23 protein-coding genes, 1 other RNA gene and 1 pseudogene are annotated in these 24,876 nt (G+C 64.0%); 13 read left to right on the plus strand and 12 right to left on the minus strand.

The window, feature by feature from the left end:
• Positions 1-64 precede the first annotated feature (64 nt).
• Positions 65-748 (plus strand): TetR/AcrR family transcriptional regulator, encoded by a 684-nt coding sequence (locus tag JGU72_RS02590; RefSeq protein ID WP_307828270.1) that lies wholly within the window; start codon positions 65-67, stop codon positions 746-748.
• A gap of 67 nt (positions 749-815) precedes the next feature.
• A complete protein-coding gene (locus JGU72_RS02595) occupies positions 816-2,120 on the plus strand; it encodes a D-arabinono-1,4-lactone oxidase (protein WP_199682174.1) in 1,305 nt (434 codons plus the stop codon).
• Here JGU72_RS02595 and JGU72_RS02600 read toward each other — a convergent pair.
• Positions 2,110-3,291: an MFS transporter gene (locus JGU72_RS02600; RefSeq protein ID WP_233531044.1), complete on the minus strand. Its 1,182-nt coding sequence runs from the start codon at positions 3,289-3,291 to the stop codon at positions 2,110-2,112. The genes JGU72_RS02595 and JGU72_RS02600 overlap by 11 nt on opposite strands.
• Positions 3,292-3,335: 44 nt before the next feature.
• Here JGU72_RS02600 and JGU72_RS02605 point away from each other — a divergent pair, with 44 nt between their 5' ends.
• From JGU72_RS02605 to JGU72_RS02640, 8 genes are all read left to right on the plus strand, one after another.
• Positions 3,336-5,270 (plus strand): neutral/alkaline non-lysosomal ceramidase N-terminal domain-containing protein, encoded by a 1,935-nt coding sequence (locus JGU72_RS02605; protein ID WP_199682175.1) that lies wholly within the window; start codon positions 3,336-3,338, stop codon positions 5,268-5,270.
• A gap of 13 nt (positions 5,271-5,283) precedes the next feature.
• A complete protein-coding gene (locus tag JGU72_RS02610; RefSeq protein ID WP_199683160.1) occupies positions 5,284-6,345 on the plus strand; it encodes a metallophosphoesterase in 1,062 nt (353 codons plus the stop codon).
• Positions 6,346-6,408: 63 nt separating this feature from the next.
• The gene (locus JGU72_RS02615) at positions 6,409-7,167 is read left to right on the plus strand and encodes an SDR family NAD(P)-dependent oxidoreductase (RefSeq protein WP_199682176.1); all 759 of its coding nucleotides are present in this window, start codon (positions 6,409-6,411) and stop codon (positions 7,165-7,167) included.
• Positions 7,158-8,213, plus strand: coding sequence for an alcohol dehydrogenase catalytic domain-containing protein (locus tag JGU72_RS02620; RefSeq protein WP_233531046.1), 1,056 nt, complete (start codon positions 7,158-7,160; stop codon positions 8,211-8,213). Before JGU72_RS02615 ends, JGU72_RS02620 begins: the two co-directional genes overlap by 10 nt.
• A complete protein-coding gene (locus JGU72_RS02625) occupies positions 8,210-8,824 on the plus strand; it encodes a TetR family transcriptional regulator (protein ID WP_199682178.1) in 615 nt (204 codons plus the stop codon). Before JGU72_RS02620 ends, JGU72_RS02625 begins: the two co-directional genes overlap by 4 nt.
• 4 nt (positions 8,825-8,828) lie before the next feature.
• Positions 8,829-10,118, plus strand: coding sequence for an acyl-CoA dehydrogenase family protein (locus JGU72_RS02630; protein ID WP_199682179.1), 1,290 nt, complete (start codon positions 8,829-8,831; stop codon positions 10,116-10,118).
• 1,035 nt (positions 10,119-11,153) lie between these two features.
• Complete coding sequence (locus tag JGU72_RS02635) at positions 11,154-12,272, plus strand: ferredoxin reductase (protein ID WP_199682180.1); 1,119 nt, start codon at positions 11,154-11,156, stop codon at positions 12,270-12,272.
• A gap of 42 nt (positions 12,273-12,314) precedes the next feature.
• Positions 12,315-13,445, plus strand: a complete 1,131-nt coding sequence (locus JGU72_RS02640) for a fatty acid desaturase family protein (RefSeq protein ID WP_199682181.1) — start codon at positions 12,315-12,317, stop codon at positions 13,443-13,445.
• Positions 13,446-13,447: 2 nt separating this feature from the next.
• On the opposite strand, the gene JGU72_RS02645 is transcribed toward JGU72_RS02640, so the two are convergent.
• The 3 genes from JGU72_RS02645 to ssrA all read right to left on the minus strand — a co-directional run bounded on the left by JGU72_RS02645 (position 13,448) and on the right by ssrA (position 15,491).
• Positions 13,448-14,536, minus strand: coding sequence for a GGDEF domain-containing protein (locus JGU72_RS02645; RefSeq protein ID WP_199682182.1), 1,089 nt, complete (start codon positions 14,534-14,536; stop codon positions 13,448-13,450).
• A 101-nt stretch (positions 14,537-14,637) separates the two neighbouring features.
• Positions 14,638-15,051, minus strand: coding sequence for a VOC family protein (locus JGU72_RS02650; RefSeq protein WP_199682183.1), 414 nt, complete (start codon positions 15,049-15,051; stop codon positions 14,638-14,640).
• Between the two features lie 66 nt (positions 15,052-15,117).
• Positions 15,118-15,491, minus strand: a transfer-messenger RNA (tmRNA) gene (ssrA, locus tag JGU72_RS02655).
• Positions 15,492-15,612: 121 nt separating this feature from the next.
• On the opposite strand from ssrA, the pseudogene JGU72_RS02660 reads away from it, so the two are divergent.
• Both JGU72_RS02660 and JGU72_RS02665 read left to right on the plus strand, forming a co-directional pair.
• Positions 15,613-17,356, plus strand: a pseudogene (locus JGU72_RS02660) (N-acyl-D-amino-acid deacylase family protein).
• 44 nt (positions 17,357-17,400) lie between these two features.
• Complete coding sequence (locus JGU72_RS02665) at positions 17,401-17,949, plus strand: TetR/AcrR family transcriptional regulator (RefSeq protein ID WP_199682184.1); 549 nt, start codon at positions 17,401-17,403, stop codon at positions 17,947-17,949.
• On the opposite strand, the gene JGU72_RS02670 is transcribed toward JGU72_RS02665, so the two are convergent.
• From JGU72_RS02670 to prfB, 7 genes are all read right to left on the minus strand, one after another.
• Positions 17,936-18,796, minus strand: coding sequence for a DMT family transporter (locus tag JGU72_RS02670; RefSeq protein ID WP_199683161.1), 861 nt, complete (start codon positions 18,794-18,796; stop codon positions 17,936-17,938). The genes JGU72_RS02665 and JGU72_RS02670 overlap by 14 nt on opposite strands.
• Positions 18,793-19,266 (minus strand): SsrA-binding protein SmpB, encoded by a 474-nt coding sequence (smpB, locus tag JGU72_RS02675; RefSeq protein WP_199683162.1) that lies wholly within the window; start codon positions 19,264-19,266, stop codon positions 18,793-18,795. The genes JGU72_RS02670 and smpB overlap by 4 nt, the downstream gene beginning before the upstream one ends.
• Positions 19,267-19,340: 74 nt before the next feature.
• Positions 19,341-20,240, minus strand: coding sequence for a permease-like cell division protein FtsX (gene ftsX / locus JGU72_RS02680; RefSeq protein ID WP_199682185.1), 900 nt, complete (start codon positions 20,238-20,240; stop codon positions 19,341-19,343).
• 55 nt (positions 20,241-20,295) lie between these two features.
• On the minus strand, positions 20,296-20,985 hold the full coding sequence (gene ftsE / locus JGU72_RS02685; protein ID WP_199682186.1) for a cell division ATP-binding protein FtsE: 690 nt from the start codon (positions 20,983-20,985) through the stop codon (positions 20,296-20,298).
• A 57-nt stretch (positions 20,986-21,042) separates the two neighbouring features.
• Complete coding sequence (locus tag JGU72_RS02690) at positions 21,043-21,288, minus strand: hypothetical protein (protein WP_199682187.1); 246 nt, start codon at positions 21,286-21,288, stop codon at positions 21,043-21,045.
• Entirely contained in the window at positions 21,285-22,190 is a 906-nt protein-coding gene (locus JGU72_RS02695) for a mechanosensitive ion channel family protein (RefSeq protein WP_199682188.1), read from the minus strand. Before JGU72_RS02695 ends, JGU72_RS02690 begins: the two co-directional genes overlap by 4 nt.
• Positions 22,191-22,193: 3 nt before the next feature.
• A complete protein-coding gene (gene prfB, locus JGU72_RS02700) occupies positions 22,194-23,306 on the minus strand; it encodes a peptide chain release factor 2 (protein ID WP_199682189.1) in 1,113 nt (370 codons plus the stop codon).
• A gap of 143 nt (positions 23,307-23,449) precedes the next feature.
• Here prfB and JGU72_RS02705 point away from each other — a divergent pair, with 143 nt between their 5' ends.
• On the plus strand, positions 23,450-23,944 hold the full coding sequence (locus JGU72_RS02705) for a beta-class carbonic anhydrase (RefSeq protein WP_199682190.1): 495 nt from the start codon (positions 23,450-23,452) through the stop codon (positions 23,942-23,944).
• Here the strand turns inward: JGU72_RS02705 and JGU72_RS02710 are convergent.
• Complete coding sequence (locus JGU72_RS02710) at positions 23,931-24,848, minus strand: metallophosphoesterase family protein (RefSeq protein WP_199682191.1); 918 nt, start codon at positions 24,846-24,848, stop codon at positions 23,931-23,933. The genes JGU72_RS02705 and JGU72_RS02710 overlap by 14 nt on opposite strands.
• Positions 24,849-24,876: the final 28 nt, after the last annotated feature.

The following is a 24,876-nucleotide window of genomic DNA, read 5'->3' on the forward strand; positions in this document are numbered from 1 at the left end:
CTAAGGTAACACGAAGCGGAGGTGATGTCTCCACTTATTTTTGGGAATTGATACCATGAGCGCTGTGAACGTCGTCACGAAGAAGCCTGCCGATGCGCGGGCCACTCGCCCGCTGCGCGCGGATGCCGCACGGAATCAGCAGCGCATCCTCGCCGCGGCACGTGACCTTTTCGCAGATCGTGGCCTGGAAATCACGCTCGACGATGTTGCCGAGCGAGCCGGGGTCGGCGTCGGAACCGTGTACCGCCGCTTTTCCAACAAGCAGGAGCTGATCGGCGGCGTGTTCGAAGAAAACGTCGAGCGGATGGCCGAGCAGGCCGAACTCGCTCTCGACCAGCCCGACCCGTGGCGAGGCCTTGTCAATTTCTTCGAGTACATGTGCATGAACATGGCAGCCAACCGCGGCCTCGGCGAAGTGCTCGTCGGCCTGGAAGACGGACAGGAACGCTTCGCCTGCGTGAAGGAGCGGATGCAGCCCGCGATTGCGCGAGTCATCGATCGCGCCCGCGACGCCGGCGAACTGCGCCCCGACGCCGCGCCGGAAGATTTCTTCGCAGTAGTAAACATGGTCGATTGGGTCGCTGATTTCTCGCGTCCGGTCAACCCGGACGTCTGGCGCCGCTACTTCGCACTGCTCCTCGACGGCCTCCGCGCCGACGCCAAGAAGAGGGAACCGCTTCCGGTCCCGCCGCTGACGGACGACGAAATCCACCAGGCAAAGATGGCGTGCTTCAACAAGAGGCGATAGAACGGCCTGTGCGCGATCGAAGAGTCCATAGACTCCCCAACCGCGCGCGGGTGCTACTTTTGGTCGTGTGACCAATTCGTGGACAAATTGGGCTGGTGACCAGGCATGTTCACCGGCGGCCGTTGAGCACCCCGCCGACCGGTCCGCGGTTGCCCGACTCGTCCAGCAGGCCCATGCCGCCAATCGCACTGTGCGCGTCGCAGGCGCCGGCCACTCGTTCACCGACACGGTCCTGACCGACGGAGTCCTGCTCTCGCTCGACCGGATGAATCGCGTCCTGGATATCGACCGGTCCACGGGCTCGGTCCGTGTCGAGGCGGGCATAACCCTGAACAAACTCAGCAGCGTTCTGCACGACTACGAATTGGCGCTTCCCAACCTCGGCGACATCGATGTCCAGTCGATCGCCGGCGCCACTGCCACAGCCACACATGGCACCGGCGCGAAACTCGAGAACCTCTCGGCGGCATTGCAATCGATCGAGTTGACGTTGGCGGACGGTTCGACGATCGAGGTCGACGAGCAGTCGGACCCGGACGCCTGGCGCGCCGCCCGGGTCAGCATCGGAGCCCTGGGCGTCATCACGGCCTTCACCGTCCAGGCCGTCCCCGCATTCGTTCTCGAGGCCGTGGACAGACCGCAACCACTCGACGATGTTCTGGCGCAACTCGATTCGCTTGCCGACGGAAACGATCACTTCGAGTTCTTCGCTTTTCCCCATTCGCCCGTCGCGCTGACTCGCACGAACAACCGGACCGATCTTCCCGAGAATCCGCCGTCCGCCCTCAGCAACTGGGTGCAGGAGATCGCTCTCGCGAACTACGCGTTCGGCGCCCTATGCAGGCTCGGACGCGTACGGCCGCGCCTGATTCCGCGCATCAACCGGACAGTGACCCGACTGGCCGGCAGCACCCACCGCGTCGACCGTTCCTACCGAATCTTCGCCTCACCGCGGCGCGTGCGGATGACCGAGATGGAGTACGCAATCCCGCGTGCGTATGCGGCGGAAGCGATTCGGCAGGTGAAGGCTGTCGGCGAACGGCCGGAATTCGACGTGTCGTTTCCCATCGAGGTCCGCTGGGTGGCCCCCGACGATGCGTTTCTCTCCCCCGCCAACGGTCGGCCCACCTGCTACCTCGCCGTGCACATGTACCGCGGAATGGCGTGGGAGCCGTACTTTCGGGCCGTCGAGGAGGTCATGGCGTCCTACGGCGGTCGGCCGCACTGGGGCAAACGACACTTTCAGACCGCCGAGACACTTCGGCCCCTGTATCCGGAGTGGGACCGGTTCGCGGCGGTCCGTAAACGGCTCGACCCCGACGGTCTGTTCACGAACGGATACGTCGAGCGTGTCCTCGGACCTACGACCTGATCGAGGCAAGTTGCTGCAGGTAGGGCCGAAGACTCGCCAAAGCCGGCAACGCGAGCAGTGCCGCGACACCAGCGACGGCGAACCCGGCTGTCGGGTGGTCGACGAGCGCGCCGACGACCGAGGCGATCGTGAGCCCACCGAGATTGCCGGACATCCAGATCAGCCCGGACGCAGTGCCTTCCGCCTCCCCCGTGATCCGTTCGGTCACTTCGAGAACGAGCGGCAACGCGGGCAAGAACACGAACCCGATCACGACGAGCGCAATACCCGCAGTGCCGGCGTTCGGGAAGAACGCCATGACCATGCACCCGACGGTGGCGGTGCACGCACCGACTGCAAGGGTCCGCGCCTCCCAGCCGTGTTTCGCCGCGACGACCGGCAGTACCGCGCAGCCGACCACACCTGCGACGACATTGAGCAACAGGATGACGCTGGTCGTCTCCGCACTCACACCGGCCGGATCGAGCAGCGGCTGCGCGAACGTCGTCAACGCGATGAAACACCCGAACGGGAAGAAGACCATCAGGCACACTCTGCGAATGAAGCCGTCGTTCAGCGCACTTCGCAGTGGGCGCAGTCCCGCGGCAGGTGGCTCATGAGTATGCAGCGGGGGCGTGCGCAGTGCGCTGACCAGAACAATTGCGGCTACGACCGAGAAGACCGCACCGACCGCGACGAGTGCGGTCAGCTGCTCCTCCTCGGCCAGTACCGCACCGAGCAGAAACGCAACGATCATCCCTGCAAAGGTGCTCGCGGAGGCGACCGCAATACCGGCCGCGCGATCGCGTTCCGCCAGATAGCGGCCCGTGATTCCGATGATCGCGTTCAGCACGAGCGGTTGCGCGACAGCGATGAGCGTCTGCCCGGTCAGCACCCACGCGAAATCGTCACCCACGAGCCGCAAGATTGCCCCGAGCGCGGTGATGACCGCGCCGGCCGACAGAGCTGCGGTGAACCAGCGGTCGAGCGCGATGCCCGCAGGTATCGCAAGGACGACGTACACGAGCGGAAAAACGTTGGCCAGCCAGCCGATTGCGGATTCGGACACGTCGTAGTGCTCGGCAGTCACCGTGGTCACCGGCGCAAAAGTGAGCCAGGTCAGCTGTGTCGCCGCGCCGACGAGCGCGAACGCGGCAACCACGGACCAACGACTGGATTCCCCCACTCTCATTGTGGGCAACTTAGTCCCGATCGGTCGGACGCGAAAGGTGAGTAATGGCTGAATACTCGGTCGGCAGAGGCATTTCGGACATAACCGGCGAACCGGCCGACGCCGGAATGATGGGGTACGGCAAGGCCGAGCAACGGACGAGTGGGATCCACACCCGCCTGCGGTCGCGCGCTTTCGTCATCGACGACCGAAACCGACGGGTGCTGCTGATCGTCAACGATCTCCCCCTCGTGTTCGAGAGCATCCACAAGGCCGTGCTCCTACGACTGGCACGGCGATTCGGCGACGTCTACACCGATCGCAACACGATGATCACCGCGACGCATACGCACTGCGGACCGGGCGGCTATGCACATCACCTTCTGTACAACATGACGACGAGCGGCTTCAGACGAAAGACTTTCGACGCAATCGTCGACGGGATCGTCGAAGCTGTACAGCGTGCACACGCAGATGTTGCACCGGCATCGCTGAGGCTCGCGCACGGTCAGCTGCATTCGGCCAGCGCCAACCGCTCGCGAATCGCCTTCGAACGAAACCCGCAGGCGGACAAGGACTTCTTCCCCAACGCCATCGACCCGCAGACGACGCTGCTGGCGATCGAGCGGGACGGCGAACTCGTCGGCGCCATCAACTGGTTCGCCACACACAACACGAGCATGACCAACACCAACACGCTGATCAGCTCCGACAACAAGGGCTACGCGGCCTACCGGTGGGAACGGCTGACCGCGGGCGTCGATTACCGCAACGACACTGCGCCGCCGATCATTACGGCGTTCGCGCAGACCAACGCCGGCGACATGTCCCCCAATCTCGAGCTGAAGCCGGGGCACGGACCGACCGACGACGAAGTCGAGAACACGCGAATAATCGGCACGCGCCAGCACGACGCAGCAGTCGAACTGGTTGCGGGCGAACAGGTTCCGCTGGATGGCGCAATCGACCATCGCCTGCTCTACGTCACACTGTCGGACGTCGAAGTCGGACCGGAATTCACCGAGGACGGTCGCTCGCATCGAACCGGCTCGCCTGCCGCGGGTGCTTCCGCGATAGCCGGCGCTTGGGCGGACGGCGTCGGTTTCCCCGGATTTCGGGAAGGCCGCAATCCGATCTTCGACGGGCTCTCCCGCCACCTGCTCTACAGGGTGTCGCCGGCGATGGCGGACGCGCACGCACCGAAGGGGCTCGTCATGCCGGGCGGCCTGCTCAACCGCGTCACTCCGATCGTCGCCGAGCGGGTTCCCCTGCAGCTCATCCGAATCGGGCAGCTGTATCTGATCGGTATTCCCGGCGAGGTCACCATTGTCGCCGGCCTGCGGCTGCGCCGGACGGTGGCGGCCATCGTCGGTGCGCCGCTGCCGGACGTTCTCGTCGCCGGGTACAGCAACGGCTACATCCACTACGTAACAACGCCGCAGGAGTACGACGCGCAACAGTACGAGGGTGGCAGCACCCTGTTCGGCCGCTGGGAACTGCCTGCGCTGCAACAGGTTGCGGCCAGACTCGCGACCGCAATGCGCGACGGCGTCACCCTCGATCCCGGCGACCCCGCGCCGGATATCGCGCTCAAGAAGCGGCGCGGTCCGGGCAGCTCGCCTGCGGACACACCGCTTGCCGGGACCCTGTTCGGCGACCAACTGAGCGCTCCACCGTCGCGCGCACGGCCGGGCAGTGCGGTCCGCGCGGAGTTCGTCGGCGCCTACCCCAACAACGACCTACATCGCGGCGGGACCTTCTTCGAAGTGCAACGCGAGTCCGCCGCAGGGTGGATGTGCGTGGCGGACGACTGCGATTTCGAGACGACCTTCCGCTGGCGGCGCAAAGGAAAGTCGGGATCGATCATCACGATCACCTGGAACGTTCCCCAAACCGCAGAGCGCGGCCGGTATCGATTCGTTTACTTCGGCGACGCGCTGACCGCAGCCGGGGAAATCCAGCCGTTTACCGGCACATCGGACGAGTTTGCTATCGAATAGGGGTGTGCGCGATATGCCAGTTGTGGTCACTCGCCGATCGGTGCTCACGGGCGCTCTGGCGGCAGCCGCCGCACTCGGCGCCACACTCGTCCCGGGCGGCACTCCGGCGCGCGCTGCCGAGAGCAAGTTCCCGTTTCCGACCGGCCGAAACCTGACCGTCCTCGTTACCGGAGATGCCGGCACCGGTGCCGCCGGTCAACTCGCTGTCGCGGCCGCAGCGAAACAAGTCTTCGCGAACGAGCCACTCTCGCTCGCAATAGGCCTGGGCGACAACATCTACGAAGACGGCGCCGAGTCGCCGACCGACGACGAATTCGACACCAAGTTCGAGATCCCGAACACGGGTCTCGACGTGCCGTGGTTGATGGCGCTCGGCAACCACGACAACACGCTGATCGTCCCCGGCGACGGCAGTTGGCTCGAAAAGGGCAACAACGAGGTCGGCTTCCACAGCCGGTCCCCACGGTGGTGGATGCCGACGCGGTATTACTCGGTCGCGCTACCCGCCGACAATCCGGTTGTCGAGTTCTTCGTGCTCGATATAAATCCGCTCTGTTCCTACATTCCGCCGCTGCTGGGTTACTGGGCCGAGAACGGTCCGTACATGAACGAGCAACGCGACTGGCTGCGAACAGGTTTGGACTCGTCGTCGGCAACGTGGAAGATCGTGTGCAACCACTTCCCGTACATCAACAACGGCCCGCACGGGAATGCAGGCAACTACGACGGCATCCCGCTGCTGCCGCACGCGAACGGAACGTTTGCCAAGAGGTTCTTCGACGACATCGTTCTCGGCCGCGCCCAGCTGATGTTCTCCGGGCACGACCATTCCCAGCAGATACTGGCGCAGACGCCTGCGACACGCGGGACTCGGCAGGTGGTGTGCGGCGCCGCATCCAAGACGGTCGGCGGGCAGTCGCGAATCACCAATCCGGCTGTTTATCAAGACTTTTCGAGTCTCGGATTTATGGTGCTGAACATCTCGCCGGGCGCTGTCGCGGTGCGCGTGTACACCGTGGACGTTGCGAGCGGGAGTCCGACCTTGGCTCACCAGCAGCTGCTGGCGGGCGCCTGAAGTTTGCGAATTCACCTCTTGCGTCGCCGCACGATTAATGTAATGTACCGGTCAATACATTAAATGCGATGGAGGTCGATCGTGCCGCTGCGAGGGAAAACCGCGCTTGTCACAGGTGGTTCCCGCGGACTCGGCAAGGCGATGGTCGAAGCGTTCGCCGCCGCGGGCGCGGACGTGGTCATCGCCAGCCGCAAGCTCGACGGCTGCGAGAAACTCGCCGCCGAGATCCGCGAGAAGTACGGTCGGCGGGCGCTGCCCGTTGCGTGCAACGTCAGCGATTGGGAGCAATGCAATGCGCTCATCGACGCCGCCTACGCCGAATTCGGCCAGGTCGACGTGCTCGTCAACAACGCCGGACTCTCCCCGCTCTATCCGAGTCTCGACCAGGTCAGCGAAGCGCTCTTCGACAAGGTGATCGGCGTCAACCTCAAAGGTCCGTACCGACTGACTGCCGCGATCGGGACGCGCATGGCGGCGGGCGCCGGTGGGTCGATCATCAACATCAGCTCGATCGAAGCGATCACTCCCGACCGGCACGCACTCCCCTACGCAGCGGCGAAGGCAGGACTCAACGCCCTGACCGAAGGCTTCGCGCACTCGTTCGGACCGACCGTGCGCGTCAACGCAATCCAGTGCGGCCCGTTCGCCACCGACATTTCGACCGCCTGGACCGACGAGATTCGCGAGTACATGAAAGGCAGGCTCGCGCTCGGCCGGGCCGGTCGGCCCGATGAAATCATCGGTGCAGCCTTGTATTTCGCGACGGATGCATCGTCGTATGCCACCGGATCGATCCTTCGACTCGACGGCGGATGGCGGTGAAAGCCCTGGTTTACCAAGGGCCACAAGACATTGCGCCCGCCGAAGTCGCCGACCCGACTTTGCCGGACGAGCGTGGCGTCATCGTCCGGGTCACCGCCGCCGGGATCTGCGGTAGCGACCTGCACATCTACGGCGGCCACGGATTCAGCAGCGACATCGGGTTCTGCGTCGGGCACGAGGCGGTCGGCGAAATTGTCGAAGTGGGTCCGGCGGTCCGGCGGTTTGCGGTCGGCGAACGCGTTCTCGTCAGCGCATCGGTCGGGTGCGGACAGTGTCCTGCGTGCTTCGCGGGTCTCGTCGCGCGGTGCGAAAATGTCGCAGGTCCCCTGGATGCCTGCTATGGCCTGAGCGCGAAACTGCAAGGCGCGCAGGCGGAGTACCTTGCGGTCCCGCGTGCGGACTTCAACCTGGTCCACCTGCCCGATTCGATTTCCGACGACGCCGGAGTCGTGCTGTCGGACAACGCAGCAACAGCCTGGTATGGCGCACGGCGGGCACGGATCGCGCCCGGCGACACCGTGACCGTGATCGGACTCGGTCCGGTCGGCCTCATGGCGGTCCAGTCCGCCTTGGCGATGGGCGCCTCGCGAGTTTTCGCGGTCGACCTGATTCTCGAACGACGTTTGCGCGCAGCAGAACTCGGCGCAGAGCCTGTGGACTCCGACGAGCCGAAGAAGTTGATCCGCGAACTCACCGGTGGCGGCTCCGACGTCGCGATCGAGGCGGTCGGCGCGGATGCGACGATCACGTTGGCGATGAGCGTGGTCCGACGCGGCGGCAGGGTCGGCGTCGTCGGCGTGAGCCAGAACCCGAACTTCACCATGCACATGCCGTTGGCGCAGGTGAAGGAACTCGAGTTCACGATCGGTCTCTGTTCTGTGCAGTACGAGCTGCCGACCATTCTGCGGTTGACGGCGGCGGGCCGGCTGAATCCGGAGGCCGTTGTGTCGCATCGCCTTCCACTCTCGGACGGCGCCGACGCATATCGGCGATTTGCCGGACGCGAAGACGGCGTCAGCAAAATCGTTCTGGATCCGGCACGATGACTGCCCCTCGACGTGGCCGGCCGCCGCTCACCGACTCGGCCGATACACGCGATCGAATCGTCGAAGCCGCAACGGAGTTGTTCTACACCAAGGGTTTTCACGGGACGGGGATCGCCGAGATCAGTACGGTCTCGGGCGTGCAGCGGGGCGCGCTGTACTACCACATCAAGTCCAAAGAGGAATTGCTGTGGGAGATCATGCGCGACTACGTCGCATCGCTGCTTGCCGAAGCCCAGGTGATCGCGTCGACAAGCGACGATCCACAGACGAAGTTGCACAACCTCGTTCGCAGTCACGTCACCCTGATCATTCGGTACCGCCGCGAGGTCTCTATCCAACTGCGCGACGGCGGAGCCATGACCGGTGACCGCGCCGTCGAGTTGCAGGACCTCCGCGACCGGGTCCAGGAGGTCTGGCAGCGGGTGCTCGACGACGGCGTCGCGGCCGGCCTCTTCACCACCGCCGACCACGTCATCACCAACAGCTTGCTCGGGATGGTCAACATGGTCGCGTTCTGGTACCGACCGGACGGACCGCACAACCCCGACGAGATAGCCGACATGCTCGCGAACACAACGTTCGACGGGCTCGTACTGAAGCAGCGGAGGTAGCACGATGGCATGGGATTTCGAGACGGATCCGGAATTTCAGGAACTGCTCGACTGGGCTGACGAATTCGTCCGCACCGAGGTCGAGCCGCTGGACTACGTGTTCGCGAACCCATACGACCGGTCCGACGCGGAGGCGATGGCCTACACCCGCCCCTTGAAACAGCGAGTGAAGGACAAGGGGCTGTGGGCGTGCCACCTCGGGCCCGAGTTGGGCGGCCAAGGTTTCGGTCAGCTCAAACTCGGTTTGCTGAACGAGATCCTGGGCCGGTCGTTCTGGGCGCCGTCGATCTTCGGCTGCCAAGCTCCGGACTCGGGAAACAGCGAGATCCTCGCGCACTACGGCACTGCCGAGCAGAAGGCTCGCTACCTGCAGCCGTTGCTCGACGGCGATATCGGCTCCTGCTACTCGATGACCGAACCGCACGCCGGATCCGACCCGACGCTCTTCACCACCAGCGCCGTCCGCGATGGCGATTCGTGGGTCATCAACGGTGAGAAGTGGTTCAACTCCGTCGCGGCGTTCGCCGAGTTCTTCATCGTCATGGCCGTCACCAATCCGGATGTCAGCGCTTACCAGGGCATGTCCATGTTCATCGTGCCTGCTGGAACGCCAGGTCTCGAGATCGTCCGAAACGTGACGGTCCACGGGTTCAGCGAGCACGAAGGCTATGTCCGCTACACCGACGTCCGCGTACCGGCCGATCACCTGCTCGGCCCCGAAGGCGGCGCCTTCGTCGTCGCGCAGACCCGCCTCGGCGGAGGCCGGGTCCACCATGCGATGCGCACTGTCGCGGTGGTTCAGAAGGCATTCGACATGATGTGCGAGCGCGCGGTCTCGCGGCAGGTCCGCGGCGGGACGCTCGGATCGTTAGGCATGACGCAGGAGCGAATCGCCGACAGCTGGATCGAGATGGAGCAGTTCCGGCTACTCGTCCTCCGGACTGCGTGGAAGATCGACCATTACAACGACTACCTGAAGGTGCGCAAAGACATCGCCGCTATCAAAGTTGCGATGCCGAAGGTGATGCACGACGTCGCACAACGTGCCCTGCACCTGCACGGGGCGCTGGGAGTGTCGGAAGAGATGCCGTTCGCGCAGATGATGCTGTACGCGGAGGTCATGGGGATCGCCGACGGACCGACCGAGGTCCACAAGGCGACGTTGGCCAAGCAGATTTTGCGCGACTACCAGCCCGCCCCGGGGTTGTGGCCGACCCAGCACCGCCCGGCCCTGGAACAACAGTCGCGGGCGCACGTGGCATCCCGCCTCGAGCATCTTGTGGGGAATTTGTAAGGCTCTCGTCCTTGGTGCGCCCTCGCTCGCGAACCTTTTGCTCGTGCAGCGTGCCCCGCCGGGCGGCAGCGAACCTTTTGCTCGTGATCACCCCACCGAGCCGCGTCGTGCCCAACCATTTGCTCGTGATCACCCCACCCCACGGCGGCAACGAACAAAAGGCTCGGCCACACGGCGTGTCACGAACCCGATGCTCGTGATCACCCCACCCCGCCGGCGGCAACGAACAAAAGGCTCGCCCACACGGCGCGTCACGAACCCGTTGCTCGTGATCACCACGCCGAGCCGCGTCATACCCAACCATTTGCTCGTGCCCGCCGCGTCGTGCCCAACCATTTGCTCGTGATCACCCACCCCGCCGCGCCGTGCCCAACCATTTGCTCGTGCTCACCCCACCCCGCCGGCGGCAACGAACAAAAGGCTCCCGCACACGGCGCGTCACGAACCCGATGCTCGTGATCACCCCGCCGAGCCGCGCCATACCCAACCATTTGCTCGTGATCACCCCACCCCGCGGGCGGCAACGAACAAAAGGCTCCCGCACACGGCGCGTCACGAACCCGTTGCTCGTGATCACCACGCCCGCCCTGCCGTGCCCAACCATTTGCTCGTGATCACCACGCTCGCCGCGCCATGCCCAACCATTTGCTCGTGCTCACCCCACCCCACGCGGCGGCAACGAACAAAAGGCTCCCGCACACGGCGCGTCACGAACCCTTTGCTCGTGATCACGCCGGAAGGCCGCCTTCAGAGCACGCCCACTCAGTGAGCACGCACAGTGAACGTGTGTGCGTTGGGCCGTCGACACGCCCGGGCATGACGCAGGATCGTGTGCACGGTCCGACTTCGGTCGCCGACACGAGAACCGCGCGAACCAGAATCCCCTGTTCACAGCGTCGTAAATCCCCCCAAATGCGTGGCGCGTGTCATCTGCCACCACATGTGTAGGCCGTATCACCCTCTGTCGGATTGCTGTCAGGCTCCATTGCGCTTAGATTGTTCGGTGTACGCCTGTACACCGAAATGGAGTCGATTATGTCAGTCAACACCCAAGTCTTGAGTTCTTCACGGCTGGCTCGGCGCGTGCTCTCTTCATCGTTCGTGAAGGCGGCCACTACTCCCCACGGCATCGATCACTATCTCGAAATGATCGACCCCCTGTGGTCGCAGACCGAGATTCGCGCCGAGGTCACCGACGTCACCCGCAAAACTTCCGACAGCGTCACTCTGACGCTCCGGCCGAACGGCAACTGGAACGGCTTCCGGGCCGGCCAGTTCGTCCGCCTCTCCGTCGAAATCGACGGCGTCCGCCGAACCCGCTGCTACTCGCCGGCGGACTCGGAGTTCCGCCGCGACGGCCGCATCGAACTGACCATCAAGGTCGACCCGAACGGTCTCGTGTCGCGCCACCTGCGCGAGCATGCGCGTCCCGGCACGGTCGTCCAGCTTTCCCAGGCCCAGGGTGAGTTCGTGCTGCCGTTGCCGCATCCGCGTCGCATCCTGCTGATCAGCGGCGGCTCCGGAATCACGCCGGTCATGTCGATGCTGCGCACCCTGTGCGACAAGGCATACAACGGCAAAATCACGTTCTTGCACTACGCGTTCACCGAAGAAGACGTCATCTACAACGACGAGTTGAACGCGCTCAAGGAGAAATACGAATCGCTCCGCATTGTGCGCGCCTACACCGATCAGCCCCTCGGTGGCGACCTCAGCGGCTTCTTCAGCCGCGAACACCTCGTCAAAGCAGAACCGCACTTTGCCGAAGCCGAAGCCTACGTCTGCGGCCCGGTGCCGTTGATGGACTCGGTGCGCGCGCTCTTCGCCGAAGAAGGGCTGGAAGATCAACTGCATCTCGAGCAGTTCGCCGCGCCCGTGCGCACCGTGAGCAGCGATGACGCCGAGGGCGAGATCAGCTTCTCCGCAAGCGGTACGTCAGTCGCGAACAGTGGGCGCACTCTGCTCGAACAAGCCGAGGACGCCGGCCTCACACCCGAGTACGGCTGCCGAATGGGCATCTGCTTCTCGTGCGTCCGCCGCAAGGACACCGGCCTGACCCGCAACGTCATGACCGGCGACCTGTGCAGCGAAGGCGACACCAACGTCAAGATCTGCGTCTCCGTTCCAGTGGGCGACGTGTCGATCGATCTCTGAGCGAACCCGCCCACCCAGCCTGATCCACACTTTGGAGGAACCATGACCACCGCACACGCAAAGCTCACGCCAGAAGAAATCGAAGCCTTCGGAACGGAAATCGACGCAATCCGCAAGCGCGTCGCTGCCGACCTCGGCGAGCGCGATGCCGATTACATCCGCAACATCGTCACCATGCAGAAGCGCCTAGAGGTCGCCGGTCGTGGACTGCTGTTCTTCGGATTCCTGCCGCCGGCTTGGCTGGCCGGCGTCACCGCCCTCTCGTTGTCGAAGATCATCGACAACATGGAGATCGGCCACAACGTCATGCACGGCCAGTACGACTGGATGCAGGATCCGGCGCTGACGTCAGGCAGCTTCGAGTGGGACAACACGATCGCGAGCGACAGCTGGCGTTACACCCACAACTACATCCACCACACCTTCACGAACATCGTCGGCAAGGACCACGACGCGACCGGCTACGGCGTCATGCGCCTGACCGAGGAGACACCGTGGCATCCGGTGTGGCTCGGCAACCCGGTCTACGCGTTCCTGCTGCAGACGTTCTTCCAGTGGGGCACCGCGCTCCAGGAGCTCGAGTCGGAGAAGATCATCCGCGGCGAGAAGACGTGGGACGAAGCCAAGGAAGCATTCGGCAGGTTCACTCGCAAATCCGGTCCGCAGGCACTCAAGGACTACGTGATCTTCCCGGCGCTGTCCGGACCGTTCGCGCCGCTGACGTTCGCGGGTAACGCGACGGCGAACCTCGTTCGCAACTGGTGGGCGTCGTCGGTCATCTTCTGCGGCCACTTCCCGGAGGGCGTCCAGACGTTCTCGATCGAAGAAACCGAGAACGAGAGCCAGGCTGCCTGGTACTACCGCCAGGTGTGTGGTTCCGCGAACTTCACCGGCGGTCAGTGGCTGCAGATCCTGTCGGGCAATCTGAGCTTCCAGATCGAGCACCACCTCTTCCCCGACCTGCCCGCGAGCCGCTACGCCGAAATGTCGGTCGAGGTCAAGGAAATCTGCGAGCGCTACGGCGTGCCGTACCACAACCAGCCGATGTACAAGCAGCTCGGCAGCGTCTGGAAGAAGATCTTCAAGCTCGCACTGCCGGACAAGCTCGTCGAGAGCATCACTCCGGTCGACACCACTGATGAAAAGACCAAGGAACTGACCCGCGCTTCCTAGGGTCAGGGCTGGCGGACAATCCGTCCGCCACCGGCGCGCTTGGCTTCGTACATTGCGAAGTCGGCGCGCTTCATCATTTCGTGGAACAGTTCGCCGCGGACCGCTGCACCGATGCTGGTCAACTCCGACGTCCACACGCCGGTGCTCGCCGAGAGCGGCAACTTGTCGCGCACCGAGTGGACTGCGGCGTGCACCTTCTCCGCGAGGGCGTCGACGTCGTTCCGCGTTGCGATGACGACGGCGGCGAACTCGTCACCGCCCAGCCGCCCGAGCAGTCCGTCGGGCGGCACCGCGTGCGACAAGCGTTCGGCGATGCTGCGCAGGGCGATGTCACCCGCATCGTGGCCGTGTTCGTCGTTCAGGGCTTTGAAGCCGTCGAGGTCTATGACGATCGCGACGAGCAGCAGATCGGTCTGGGCCGACGCCGCGACCAGCTTGTCGACCCCTTCGGCGAGCCCGCGCCGGTTGAGCAGGTCGGTCAGCGGGTCGCGGTAGGACGTCTGGGCGTCCCGCTTCAAGAGTTGCAGCCCGGTCTGCATCGCGGCCGGCGGAAGCAGGACCACGCCTCCGACGACCAACGCCTGGCCCGCCAGGAAGAGTAGGTCATCTGTCGCGAGGGCGATGCGAATGCCCGCGACGGCGCCCACTGCCACCGCGAACCCGATGTGCCCCACAATGATTCGCGGACTGTGCAGCAGCGTGGCATAGAGGCCGGGAATCATGAACAACCCACAGGCGGCCAAGGCCGCGGACGGATCACGAACACCGAACAGCACCACTGCGGCAAGGGTGCAATCGGCCCAGCAGAGAAAGATCAGCGAGCGCCGCTCGGTCGGCCAGCGCACCGTCCACCAACGAATTCCGGCGTAGAACGCGCTCGCTACAAGAATTACTCCGCCCCAGACAGCGGCCACAGACGCCGGCCGCTGGTCGCTCGACAGGATGAGAACGCCGCAGACTCCCGCAACGGCGCACGTCAATGCGACCACCTGCCGAAGAGCCGAGCTCAACGACCGGCGGTCGAAGAAGTCCGGCAACCACGTGTAGTCGAAGTCGGACCTCCACCAGGCGAGAAGCGCTCTACGCGTCATGTTCGTCCAGGCAGTTCACGAGCGAGCGCCTCGTTGCCGAGCCGTCCATTCCATGCTGGAAAGCATAGGTCGCTGAGGGTTACCTACGTCGCCGGATACGGCTACTTAGGCGCAGACAGCTCGAGCGCAATGTTGTCCGGATCCCGGAACTCGAGAATGTACATCGCGCCGATGTCCTTGATGCCCGCGTGGGCAATTCCGGCGGAATCGAGCAAGGTGACGGCGGATTCGAGTTCGGACCGGTCGGCAACCGCGAACGCCAGGTGGTCGAGACCGACGCGATTCTCGTCGAAGCTGTCCGTCGCTACTGGACGCAGACCGAGCAACCCCTGCCCGACCTGATACAGCACGCCACCGAACAGGAAGCCGAGTCGCTCACGCGTGGCGTCGTCGGCGTCGGCCGGCACCTCCAGTGCAACCGGCCATCCGAAGACGGTGTCGTAGAACGCTTTCGACCGGTCGATATCGGTGACCGTCAGGCGGACATGGGAGACGGACTTCGTCGTAATCGGCACGACATCGATCCTGTCACCCGGAACACGAAAGTGGCCCCACTCGAATCTTCGAGTAGGGCCACTTCTCAGTGGAGCTGCCGGGAATCGAACCCGGGTCCTCCGCCGCATTTCCAGGGCTTCTCCGTGTGCAGTTCGCTAAGTCTCTACTTGGATCTCCCAGTCTCGCGAACAAGCCAGGATGACGATCCCAGTCGCTGTTTGATGTCCCGCACGACTCCGCGACCGAGTCGATTGGTAAATCCCTCTAGCTGATGCCAGGACCCGGGCCGAGGGAGAGCCCGAACTGACAGACACGCCCTAGGTGCTTTTAGGCAGCGAGAGCGTAGTCGCGCTGATTGGAATCGGCGCTTAATTGGTTGCAATGACGCTTACGGTGGTCTCTTGCCTGCACCGACACGCTTCCCCTGAATCAACGTACGCAGTCGAAACCGTTCAGCCCCGTACGCCCCAGCACTTTGCCGGGCTATCTAGTCTAACGCGCCCCGGCACCAGGTTCATCCCAATTACGGCGGTAAGCCGCACCTCTTGACAACTTAGCGACCAAAAGGTTTCTATGTGTGCATGAGCTTCGACACGATCATCAAGAACGGCCGCTGGTTCGACGGCACCGGCGCCCCGTCGGCTGACCGCAACCTCGGCATTCGCGATGGTCGGGTCGCCACCGTCTCCGCGGAACCGCTCGACGAGACGGACTGCCCGCAGATCATCGACGCAGCGGGCAAATGGGTGTTGCCGGGAATGGTCGACATTCACACGCATTACGACATCGAAGTGCTCGAAGGCCCGGCGCTGTCGGAATCGGTTCGCCATGGCGTCACGACCATCTTCCTCGGGTCCTGTTCGCTGTCGACCGTGCACGTCGACGCCACAGTGGCGGGCGACATCTTCGGCCGTGTGGAGGCCATTCCGCGTCGGCACGTGATCGACGCGATCGAAGCGCGAAAGACCTGGTCCACGGCGAGCGAGTACGTCACCGCGCTCGAGGACCTCCCCCTCGGCCCCAACATCGCCGCGTTCATCGGGCACTCCGACATCCGCAGCGCGCAACTCGGCCTCGACCGCGCGACGCGAAAAGATGCCCGTCCGACAAAGACCGAGCTCGACTCGATGGAAGCCGCACTCGAAGAGGCGCTCGACGCCGGCTTCGTCGGAATGTCCGCACAACAGTTGCTTTTCGACAAGCTCGACGGCGACACCTGCCGCTCGCGGACCCTGCCGTCGACCTACGCGAAAGCACGGGAGCGACGACGACTGAACGCCGTTCTGCGTCGGCGCCGCCGGGTGCTGCAAGCCGGTCCGGACATCACGTCGCCGCGAAGCATCGCCGCAATGACGCTGTCCACCCTCGGAATCGGACGCAAACGACTCAAAACCAGCCTGCTGTCGGCTGCCGATATCAAGGCCAACCCGTTCCTCGTCTACATCATGGGACCGATCGCCCGCACACTGAACAAGCTCGGCGGTGACTTTCCGCTGGCAGCATCTGCCCGTTCCGTTCGAGGTGTATGCCGACGGCATCGACCTCGTCATCTTCGAGGAATTCGGCGCGGGTGCGGCCGCTCTGCACCTCGCCGACCAGGTCGAGCGAAACGCCCTGATGCAGGACGAGAACTACCGCCGCAAGTTCCGCAAGCAGTACGACGCGAAGTTCGGCATGCGGGTGTGGCATCGCGATTTCTTCGACGCCGAGATCGTCGACTGCCCGGACGATTCGGTCGTCGGCAAAACCTTCGGTCAGGTCGGTGTGGAAAACGGCCTGCATCCGGTGGACGCGTTCCTCGACCTGGTCGTCGCCTACGGGACGAAACTCCGCTGGCGGACAACGATTTCGAACCATCGCCCGGAATTTCTGGCCAAGTTGGGCGCCGATGCCGGCGTGCAGATCGGCTTCTCGGACGCGGGTGCACACCTGCGGAACATGGCGTTCTACAACTTCGGGCTCCGCTTCCTGCGGCGGGTCCGCGATGCGCAGCGAGCCGGACTCGAATTCATGACGCTCGAGCACGCCGTGCACAGACTGACCGGCGAACTCGCCGAGTGGTACGACATCGACGCGGGGCACCTCCGCGAAGGTGACCGCGCGGACGTCGTCATCGTCGATCCCGCACACCTCGACGGCACCCTCGACGACTACGCCGAAAGCCCCATCCCGGCGTTCGACAATCTGCCGCGCATGGTGAATCGCAACGACGCCGCCGTCACCGCCGTATTCGTCGCCGGCCAACTCGTCGTTGCGGACGGCCAACCGACCCCTGAACTGGGAATTCGCCGCACCGGACAGTTCCTCCGGGCCGGCGCGAAGTGACGCAGGCTCCCCGCCGGACGCAGGCCGAGCGGAAGAGCGCAACAATGGCCAAGCTCGTCGAAGCCACGATCGAAGCGATCGAGGAGGTCGGCTACCACCGGGCGTCGGTCGGCGAAATCAGCACCAGGGCGGGCGTGTCCAAAGGTGGGTTGTTCCGGCATTTCGAGTCCCGGCTGGAGTTGGTCGTCGCCGCCGCCGAGGAGGTCGGCCGCCGGCACATGACGAACTTCAGGACATTGCGCGCGACCACGGGCCACTTGAGTCCACTCGACCTCGTCCGCGAGGCGAGGTCGGCAACCCGGCACGAGACGAACGTGGTCTGGTTCGAGTTGCTCGTCGCCGCACGGACCGAGCCGGAGCTGCGGGAACGGTTGAGCCCGGTCGCGCGCGCGTTGCTCGACGACGTGGAAAACGCGGCACGCGAAACCGTCGAGCCTGGCGTTTCGGATGAGCTCACGCAGCTTGTCGCGACATCGCTCATCCACATGTTCGACGGTGAATCGATTTTTCGGTACACCTATCCCCGGCCCGAACTCGAAGAGGCCAGGCTGCATGCCGCGGCACGCCTACTCGAATCGCTCACACAGCGATAAGGGCGACGGCCCCCAGGGCAAGCACCATGCCGACCTGCTGCAACCGGCCGACCCGCTCCCCCAGCATCACCATCGCCAGCAGCACAGTCGCGGCCGGATACAGCGAACCGATCACGCTGACCAAGGACAACAATCCGCTCTGAAACGCGAACAGCATCGCGCTCGAACTGATGACGTCGAGGAAGCTGACGTAGACCGCAAGCCGCAGCGGTTCGCCGCGTGGCGGAGAAAACAACCGGGCAGCCACTGCGACCAACCAGACGACGAGGGTCGCGGCCACGCGCGAGACGACGATCGGCCACAGGCCGCCGCCTTCGGGGATCCTGTGCAGGAAAATGAACGAGACGGCGAACGCGACGCCGGAGCCGACGGTCAACCACGCAACGGTCGCAGTGAACCGCAGTTCGCGACCGCCGGTGATCTCTTCGGTCGTCGAATCCGGCGATTCCCGGCTGACGAGCACGACCGCAACCAGCGCGAGAGCGATTCCGACGAACGCCAGGGCACCCGGTCGTTCGCCGATCCCGATCCCGACGACGACTGGAATTCCCGCCACGAGCACAGCCGTCAGCGGTGAAACGACGGCCATCGGACCCGACGCCAATGCCAGGTAGAACCACCAGACCGCCAGACCTGCGGCAATGCCCGACGCGAGCGCCCACCACACCGCCGGAGCAGTCAGCGATCCGCCGAAGAAGGGCGCCACGAGCAGAACAATGAGCACCGACAGCGGATAGGACACGATCACAATGCGGAGCGCAGCGACCCGCCTGGACGCGACGCCGCCGATGAAATCGCTGACGCCGTAGCCGACCGCGGCAACCAGCGCGAGCGCAATTGCCGTCAGCGCATGCCCTTGATCCTGCGACCGAGTTCCCGGGTCACTTCGCGCTCAGCGTCGCGCTTGGCAAGATCCTGCCGCTTGTCGTAGTCCTGCTTGCCTCGCGCAAGCGCGAGTTCGACCTTGACTTTGCCGTCGGCGAAGTACAACGAGAGTGGTACGAGCGTTTGGTTTCCCTCGCGCGTCTTACCGACGAGATGCTCGATTTCCCGCTTGTGGAGCAACAGCTTCCGGGTGCGGCGGGGCGCGTGGTTGGTCCACGAACCGTGCGTGAACTCCGCGATGTGAAGCCCGCGCAGCCACACTTCGCCGTCGTCGACAGTCGCGAACGCGTCGACAAGCGAAGCCTTGCCCTCGCGCAGGCTCTTCACCTCGGTACCGACCAGCGCGATGCCGGCCTCGTACACATCGATGATCGAATAATTGTGCCGAGCCTTGCGGTTGGTCGCTATCGCCTTGCGGCCCTTCTCTTTCATGTCCAGGCCCCTTTCCGCGCAGACTCGATCGATCGTCATCAACAGCAATAACAATAGGTGCTACAGCAATCGAATTATTCCCGCACGTACAGGCGCAGGGTGATGTAGGCCGTCAGAGCCGCGAAACCGACGCCGCCGACCGCGAGGAACGGCGAGATCAGCACGACGTCCCAACCGGTCACCTGCGCGAAAACGTTGCTCTTGTAAAGATCACCGAGCGCACCATCGATGACCAGCGGTTTCGCTATGAGCAGTCCGGCGATCGCCAGGATGAATCCGAGCATCGCGGCAACGACGGCCTCCACGAGGAACGGCAGTTGCGTGTACCACCGCGTTGCGCCGACGAGTCGCATGATCCCGACCTCCGCACGGCGGGTGAATGCCGCGATCTGCACCATGTTCGCGATCAACAGAATCGCGGCAAGCGCCTGGACGAGCGCGATCGCGAAGGCTGCGTTGCGCAGACCGTTGAAGACGTTGACCAGGCGGTCGACGAGTTCCTTCTGGTTCAGGATGTTGCCGACGCCTTCGCGACCTTCGAACTTCTCGAAGATGACGCCGTAGCGATTCGGGTCTTCCATCTTGACCTTGAACGACGCCGGCAGCGGAATCGCTTCACTCGCGAGGTCCGCCAATTCGGGCTGGGTCTTCTGGAGGTACTCACGTGCCTGCGCCTTGGTGAGATAGTCCACCGCCTCCACACCCGGTGTGTTGTGCTCCAGGTCGTCGCGCAGCGACATGCAGATCGGCTGCTCGCAATTCGGATCGGCTTCCGTCTGCTCATCGGTCAGGAAGATCTGCACCTCGACGCGGTCCAGGAAGATCGCCTTCGTGTTGTTGGCCATCTGCACCGCGAGCAGGCCACCACCGAACATCGCCAGCGAGATCGCAGTCGTAAGGATCATCGCCAGGGTCATCGTGATGTTGCGGCGCAGGCCTTGCAGAACCTCGCTGAAGATGAAACTGAAGCGCATATCGGTTCGCTGTCCTTAATGTGTCGAACTCACAGGTGTGCGGAAAGGAAGGTCGTTATCGACCGACGCCGTAGACGCCTCGTGCTTCGTCTCGGACGACCTTGCCCAGATCGAGTTCGACGACCCGCCTGCGCATCGCGTCGACAATGTGGTTGTCGTGCGTTGCCATGAGCACTGTCGTGCCGGTTCGGTTGATGCGCTCGAGCAGCAACATGATGTCCTGGCTGGTGTCCGGATCCAGGTTTCCGGTGGGCTCGTCCGCGAGCAGAACCAGTGGCCGATTCACGAACGCGCGCGCGATCGCGACGCGCTGCTGCTCGCCGCCGGACAGCTCGGTCGGCAACCGATCCGCCTTGCCTGCCAACCCGACCAGCTCGAGCACCTCCGGCACGGTGCGCTCGATGAACGAGCGCGGCTTGCCGATCACCTCTAATGCGAAGGCCACATTCTGCTCGACCGTCTTCTGCTGCAGCAGCCGAAAGTCCTGGAAAACACAGCCGATTCGTTGCCGCAGCTTCGGCACTCGGCGCGCCGACAGCTTGTTCACATGGAAGTCGGCGACCTTGATGTCACCCGACGTCAGCGACTCTTCTTTGATGAGAAGTCTGATGAGCGTCGACTTCCCCGAACCCGACGCGCCGATGATGAAAACGAACTCGCCCTTGTCGACTTCGATGCTCACCTTGTCCAACGCCGGACGTCCGGACGCCTTGTAGGACTTGGACACATTCTGGACGCTGATCACGGGGAGCCAGTGTAGCGTCAGCCACTCCTGTCCCAGCTCAGGTGAAGCCGCAGCCTGTCAGCTCGGCGGCGCCGGAGTCGTCGACTGCTGGACAGCAGTAGTGGTCGGCGCAACCGTTGTCTGCACGACGGTCGTGGGTGCAGCGGGCACGGGTTCCGACGACGTCGACGTTGGCGCTTGAATCATCGGAATGAACTCTTGGGGCTGCACCGGCGTCGGGCGCACGAGGACGTAGAGCGCCATCAGCAGAACCCAGACTCCGATAAGGATCAGCGTGGAACGGCGCGGCTTGGTGGCCTTCACGCGCGATCCCCCAAAGTGTCGTCAGGTCTGAGCATTTCCGACGACATGCCTGCCGCCGCGGTACCGAAGCCTTCGCGGCGCAGGGCCGCGGCGACTCGTATCCGCAACTCCCGGCCGACCTGAAACTGCTTGCCCGGCAACGTGCGTGCGACCATGCGGATATTGACCTGATCCATCTCGAAGCTTTCGATTCCCATCACGCTCGGCTCGTCGAGCAACAACGCCTGTAGCCGCTTCTCTTTGTATGCCTTCGCACCGACGTCACGCAGAATCTCGTTGACATGGTTGATGTCGGCAGTGGACGGAATCGGGACGTCGACAACGGCCCGTGCCCAATCCTTCGACAGGTTGGTAACTTTCACGATCTGCCCGTTCGGCACGATGACGACCTCGCCGTCGGTCGACCGCATCTTTGTGACGCGCAGAGTCACGTCTTCGATCGTTCCGCTCGCTTCGCCGCCCGCATTCACCGCGATCTCGACGACGTCACCGAAGCCGTACTGCCGCTCGGTGATGATGAAGAAGCCGGCGAGAATGTCTTGGACGATCCGCTGCGCACCGAAGCCCAGCGCCGCACCGAGGACCGCCGCCGGAGCGACGAGACCGCTCAGCGAAAAGCCCAGCCGTTGCAGGACTTCCATGCCGATGAGGATGTAGGCAATCGTCAGGACGACCCATGTCAACACCTGCGCGAGCGCGTGGCGGTGCTTCTCGGCCTCCGAACGGACGAGGGCGTCGCTGTGCTGAAAACTCTGATCGATCTGCTCGAGCACCCGATCGCGCAACCACGCAACCAACCGCCCGAAGATCACGGCGCCCAGCACGAAAAGGACGATCTCGAGCCCGCTCGACCGTACCCAATCGCTGAGGTCCGTCGTCGGCGCTATTCCCAATGTCGGCATACGTCAGGCCTGCTCGCTCATGCGCCACCGAATGCCGGACTCGATGAATTTGTCGAGGTCGCCGTCGAGCACAGCGGTCGGGTTGTTGACCTCGTAGTTGGTACGCAGATCCTTGACCATCTGGTACGGGTGCAGGACGTAGCTGCGCATCTGGTTGCCCCACGAACTACCGCCGTCGCCCTTGAGCGCGTCCATCTCGGCTCGCTCTTCCTTGCGCTTGCGTTCGAGCAGCTTGGCCTGCAGCACCCGCATCGCGGAAACCTTGTTTTGCAGCTGCGACTTCTCGTTCTGGCAGGTGACGACGATTCCGGTCGGGATGTGTGTGAGGCGGACCGCCGAGTCGGTGGTGTTGACGCTCTGTCCACCCGGACCCGACGAGCGGTACACGTCGACCCGGATCTCGCCTTCGGGGATGTCGATGTGGTCCGTCGTCTCGACGACGGGCAGTACCTCGACCTCGGCAAACGACGTCTGACGACGGCCCTGGTTGTCGAACGGACTGATTCGGACGAGTCGGTGGGTGCCCTGCTCGACCGACAGCGTGCCGTACGAGTAGGGGGCCTTGACCGCGAACGTCGCGCTCTTGATTCCGGCCTCTTCCGCGTAGGAGGTGTCGTAGACCTCGACGCCGTAACCGTGCTTCTCGGCCCAGCGGATGTACATACGCATCAACATCTCGGCCCAGTCCGCCGCGTCGATACCGCCCGCGCCGCTCCGGATGTTGACGAGTGCGTCACGTTTGTCGTATTCCCCGGAGAGGAAGGTGCGGATTTCCATCGACTCGATGTCTTCATGCAGTTTCGCGCGCTCAGCGTCAGCATCGGCGGTCGCGGCGACTGCAGCGTCACCGTCTTCGCCTTCGGCGAGTTCATAGAGGACCGGCAGATCTTCGAGTCGCTGGCGAAGCTCGTCGACTCGGCGCAGTTCCCCCTGCGCGTAGGACAGCTGGCTGGTGACCTGTTGCGCGTGCTCCTGGTCGTTCCACAGCTCGGGATCGGCAGCCTGGTGCTCGAGCTCATCGATCCGACGCCGCAGCTCCTCGACGTCGATAACCGACTCGATGGTCTTCATGCTGGTGTCGAGCTTGGCGAGATCGTCCGCAACGTCAGGATGCACGATTTTCTAGGTTACCCGTGGCAGGAGACCGACCGTAACCAGCGAGGGGTCCACCCTTCTATTCATGCTGCGCCGATGGGTCGTGTTCGCAGCGCTACGTCTACAGGATTCATATGCGTAATTCCGAATATGAGGAGAACCCTGTGACAGTCACCGATGAGTACTTGGCGAACAACGCCGATTACGCCGCGCAGTTCAGCGGACCATTGCCGTTGCCGCCGAGCAAGCACGTCGCAGTTGTCGCCTGCATGGACGCACGCCTCGACGTGTACCGCATCCTCGGCCTGAGCGAAGGCGAAGCGCACGTGATTCGCAACGCCGGCGGCGTCGTTACCGACGATGAAATCCGCTCGCTCGCGATCAGCCAGCGTCTGCTCGGCACGAAGGAAATCATTCTCATCCACCACACGGATTGCGGAATGCTGACGTTCACCGACGACGACTTCAAGCGCGGCATCCAGGAGGAGACGGGCCTCAAGCCGGCGTGGTCGGCCGAGGCGTTCCCCGACCTCGACGACGACGTGCGCCAGTCATTGCGCCGGATCGAGCAGAGCCCGTTCGTCACCAAGCACGAGTCCCTGCGCGGCTTCGTTTTCGACGTCGCCACCGGCCTGCTCAACGAGGTCAAGATCGACTGATTTTGGGGGCTGCGCCTCTGTGCGTCAGCGCCTCGACCCAGGTCACGCCGTCGACCTCGCTCGCGCCAGTCTTGTCGGCCGAGAACTCGACGGTGTGGACCACGGCCCGCGTCACGAAGTCCAACGCATGAACACGGACCGCCGCGCCCTCGACCACGATGCGCAGTCCTTGATTGAACGGTCCGTCGTGCGGCCGCTCGCCGCCGCGTCCGTCCGGACCAAAACCGGTCTGGACTGCGCCGGTATTGGCGGCGGCAAAGCCTCTCGCCCGTGTGAACCAGTCGGCGCGCGACAAGTTCCAGTGGCTGTGCCCGCTCAGGAACAGCACTTCCGGATGCGCCTCCAGCAGCGTCAGAAGCTGGTCCGCCTCCGCGTAATCGCGCGAATACATCTTCGGCGCCTGAGTGACCGGGTCGTCGTACGTTCCGGACACGGTATGCGGCAGCGGATGGTGACTCAACACGACGACCGGTGCGGAGACGTTCGTGTCGAGTTCCGCGGCCAGCCACGCCAACTGATCGGCGCCCAGGACCACGTAGTGACCGGATTTCTCGCTGCCGTCGAGCGTGCCCAGCCGCAGGACCTTGACATCGCCGATCCGGTGCGCCGAATAGAGGCCCGGCATCCCGGTGAACTGCAGAAATCGGTCGATGGAGACACGGTTGGTGCGGTGGTTGTAGAAGTCGTGATTACCGATGGTGAACAACGCCGGCGGATGCGGTGCCGCCGCCAAATGCGCGAAGAGCTCCCGGTACTGCCGAACCCGACCGTTGGCCGTGAGATCGCCGTTGACGAAAAGTGCGTCCGCCGTGCCGAATTCGGCGAGCGCCGACAGGGCGGTATCGAGGTCCACCATGTCTGCCTGGGTGTCCGAGAGAACGTCGAACGCAACGGCCTGCGCCATGGCTTCAATTGTGCAGGGCTAACGTGTC

The sequence above is a fragment of the Antrihabitans auranticaus genome (genome assembly GCF_016481275.1).
Taxonomy (GTDB): Bacteria; Actinomycetota; Actinomycetes; order Mycobacteriales; family Mycobacteriaceae; genus Antrihabitans.

Coding starts and splice junctions, on each gene's coding strand:
- ftsX (WP_199682185.1), bottom strand. CDS start 20,240: ATGCGCTTCAGTTTCATCTTCAGCGAGGTTCTGCAAGGCCTGCGCCGC.
- JGU72_RS02615 (WP_199682176.1), top strand. CDS start 6,409: ATGCGATGGAGGTCGATCGTGCCGCTGCGAGGGAAAACCGCGCTTGTC.
- JGU72_RS02665 (WP_199682184.1), top strand. CDS start 17,401: ATGGCCAAGCTCGTCGAAGCCACGATCGAAGCGATCGAGGAGGTCGGC.
- JGU72_RS02640 (WP_199682181.1), top strand. CDS start 12,315: ATGACCACCGCACACGCAAAGCTCACGCCAGAAGAAATCGAAGCCTTC.
- JGU72_RS02610 (WP_199683160.1), top strand. CDS start 5,284: ATGCCAGTTGTGGTCACTCGCCGATCGGTGCTCACGGGCGCTCTGGCG.
- JGU72_RS02605 (WP_199682175.1), top strand. CDS start 3,336: ATGGCTGAATACTCGGTCGGCAGAGGCATTTCGGACATAACCGGCGAA.
- JGU72_RS02695 (WP_199682188.1), bottom strand. CDS start 22,190: ATGCCGACATTGGGAATAGCGCCGACGACGGACCTCAGCGATTGGGTA.
- JGU72_RS02645 (WP_199682182.1), bottom strand. CDS start 14,536: ATGACGCGTAGAGCGCTTCTCGCCTGGTGGAGGTCCGACTTCGACTAC.
- JGU72_RS02620 (WP_233531046.1), top strand. CDS start 7,158: ATGGCGGTGAAAGCCCTGGTTTACCAAGGGCCACAAGACATTGCGCCC.
- smpB (WP_199683162.1), bottom strand. CDS start 19,266: ATGAAAGAGAAGGGCCGCAAGGCGATAGCGACCAACCGCAAGGCTCGG.
- JGU72_RS02710 (WP_199682191.1), bottom strand. CDS start 24,848: ATGGCGCAGGCCGTTGCGTTCGACGTTCTCTCGGACACCCAGGCAGAC.
- JGU72_RS02630 (WP_199682179.1), top strand. CDS start 8,829: ATGGCATGGGATTTCGAGACGGATCCGGAATTTCAGGAACTGCTCGAC.
- JGU72_RS02625 (WP_199682178.1), top strand. CDS start 8,210: ATGACTGCCCCTCGACGTGGCCGGCCGCCGCTCACCGACTCGGCCGAT.
- JGU72_RS02635 (WP_199682180.1), top strand. CDS start 11,154: ATGTCAGTCAACACCCAAGTCTTGAGTTCTTCACGGCTGGCTCGGCGC.
- JGU72_RS02600 (WP_233531044.1), bottom strand. CDS start 3,291: ATGAGAGTGGGGGAATCCAGTCGTTGGTCCGTGGTTGCCGCGTTCGCG.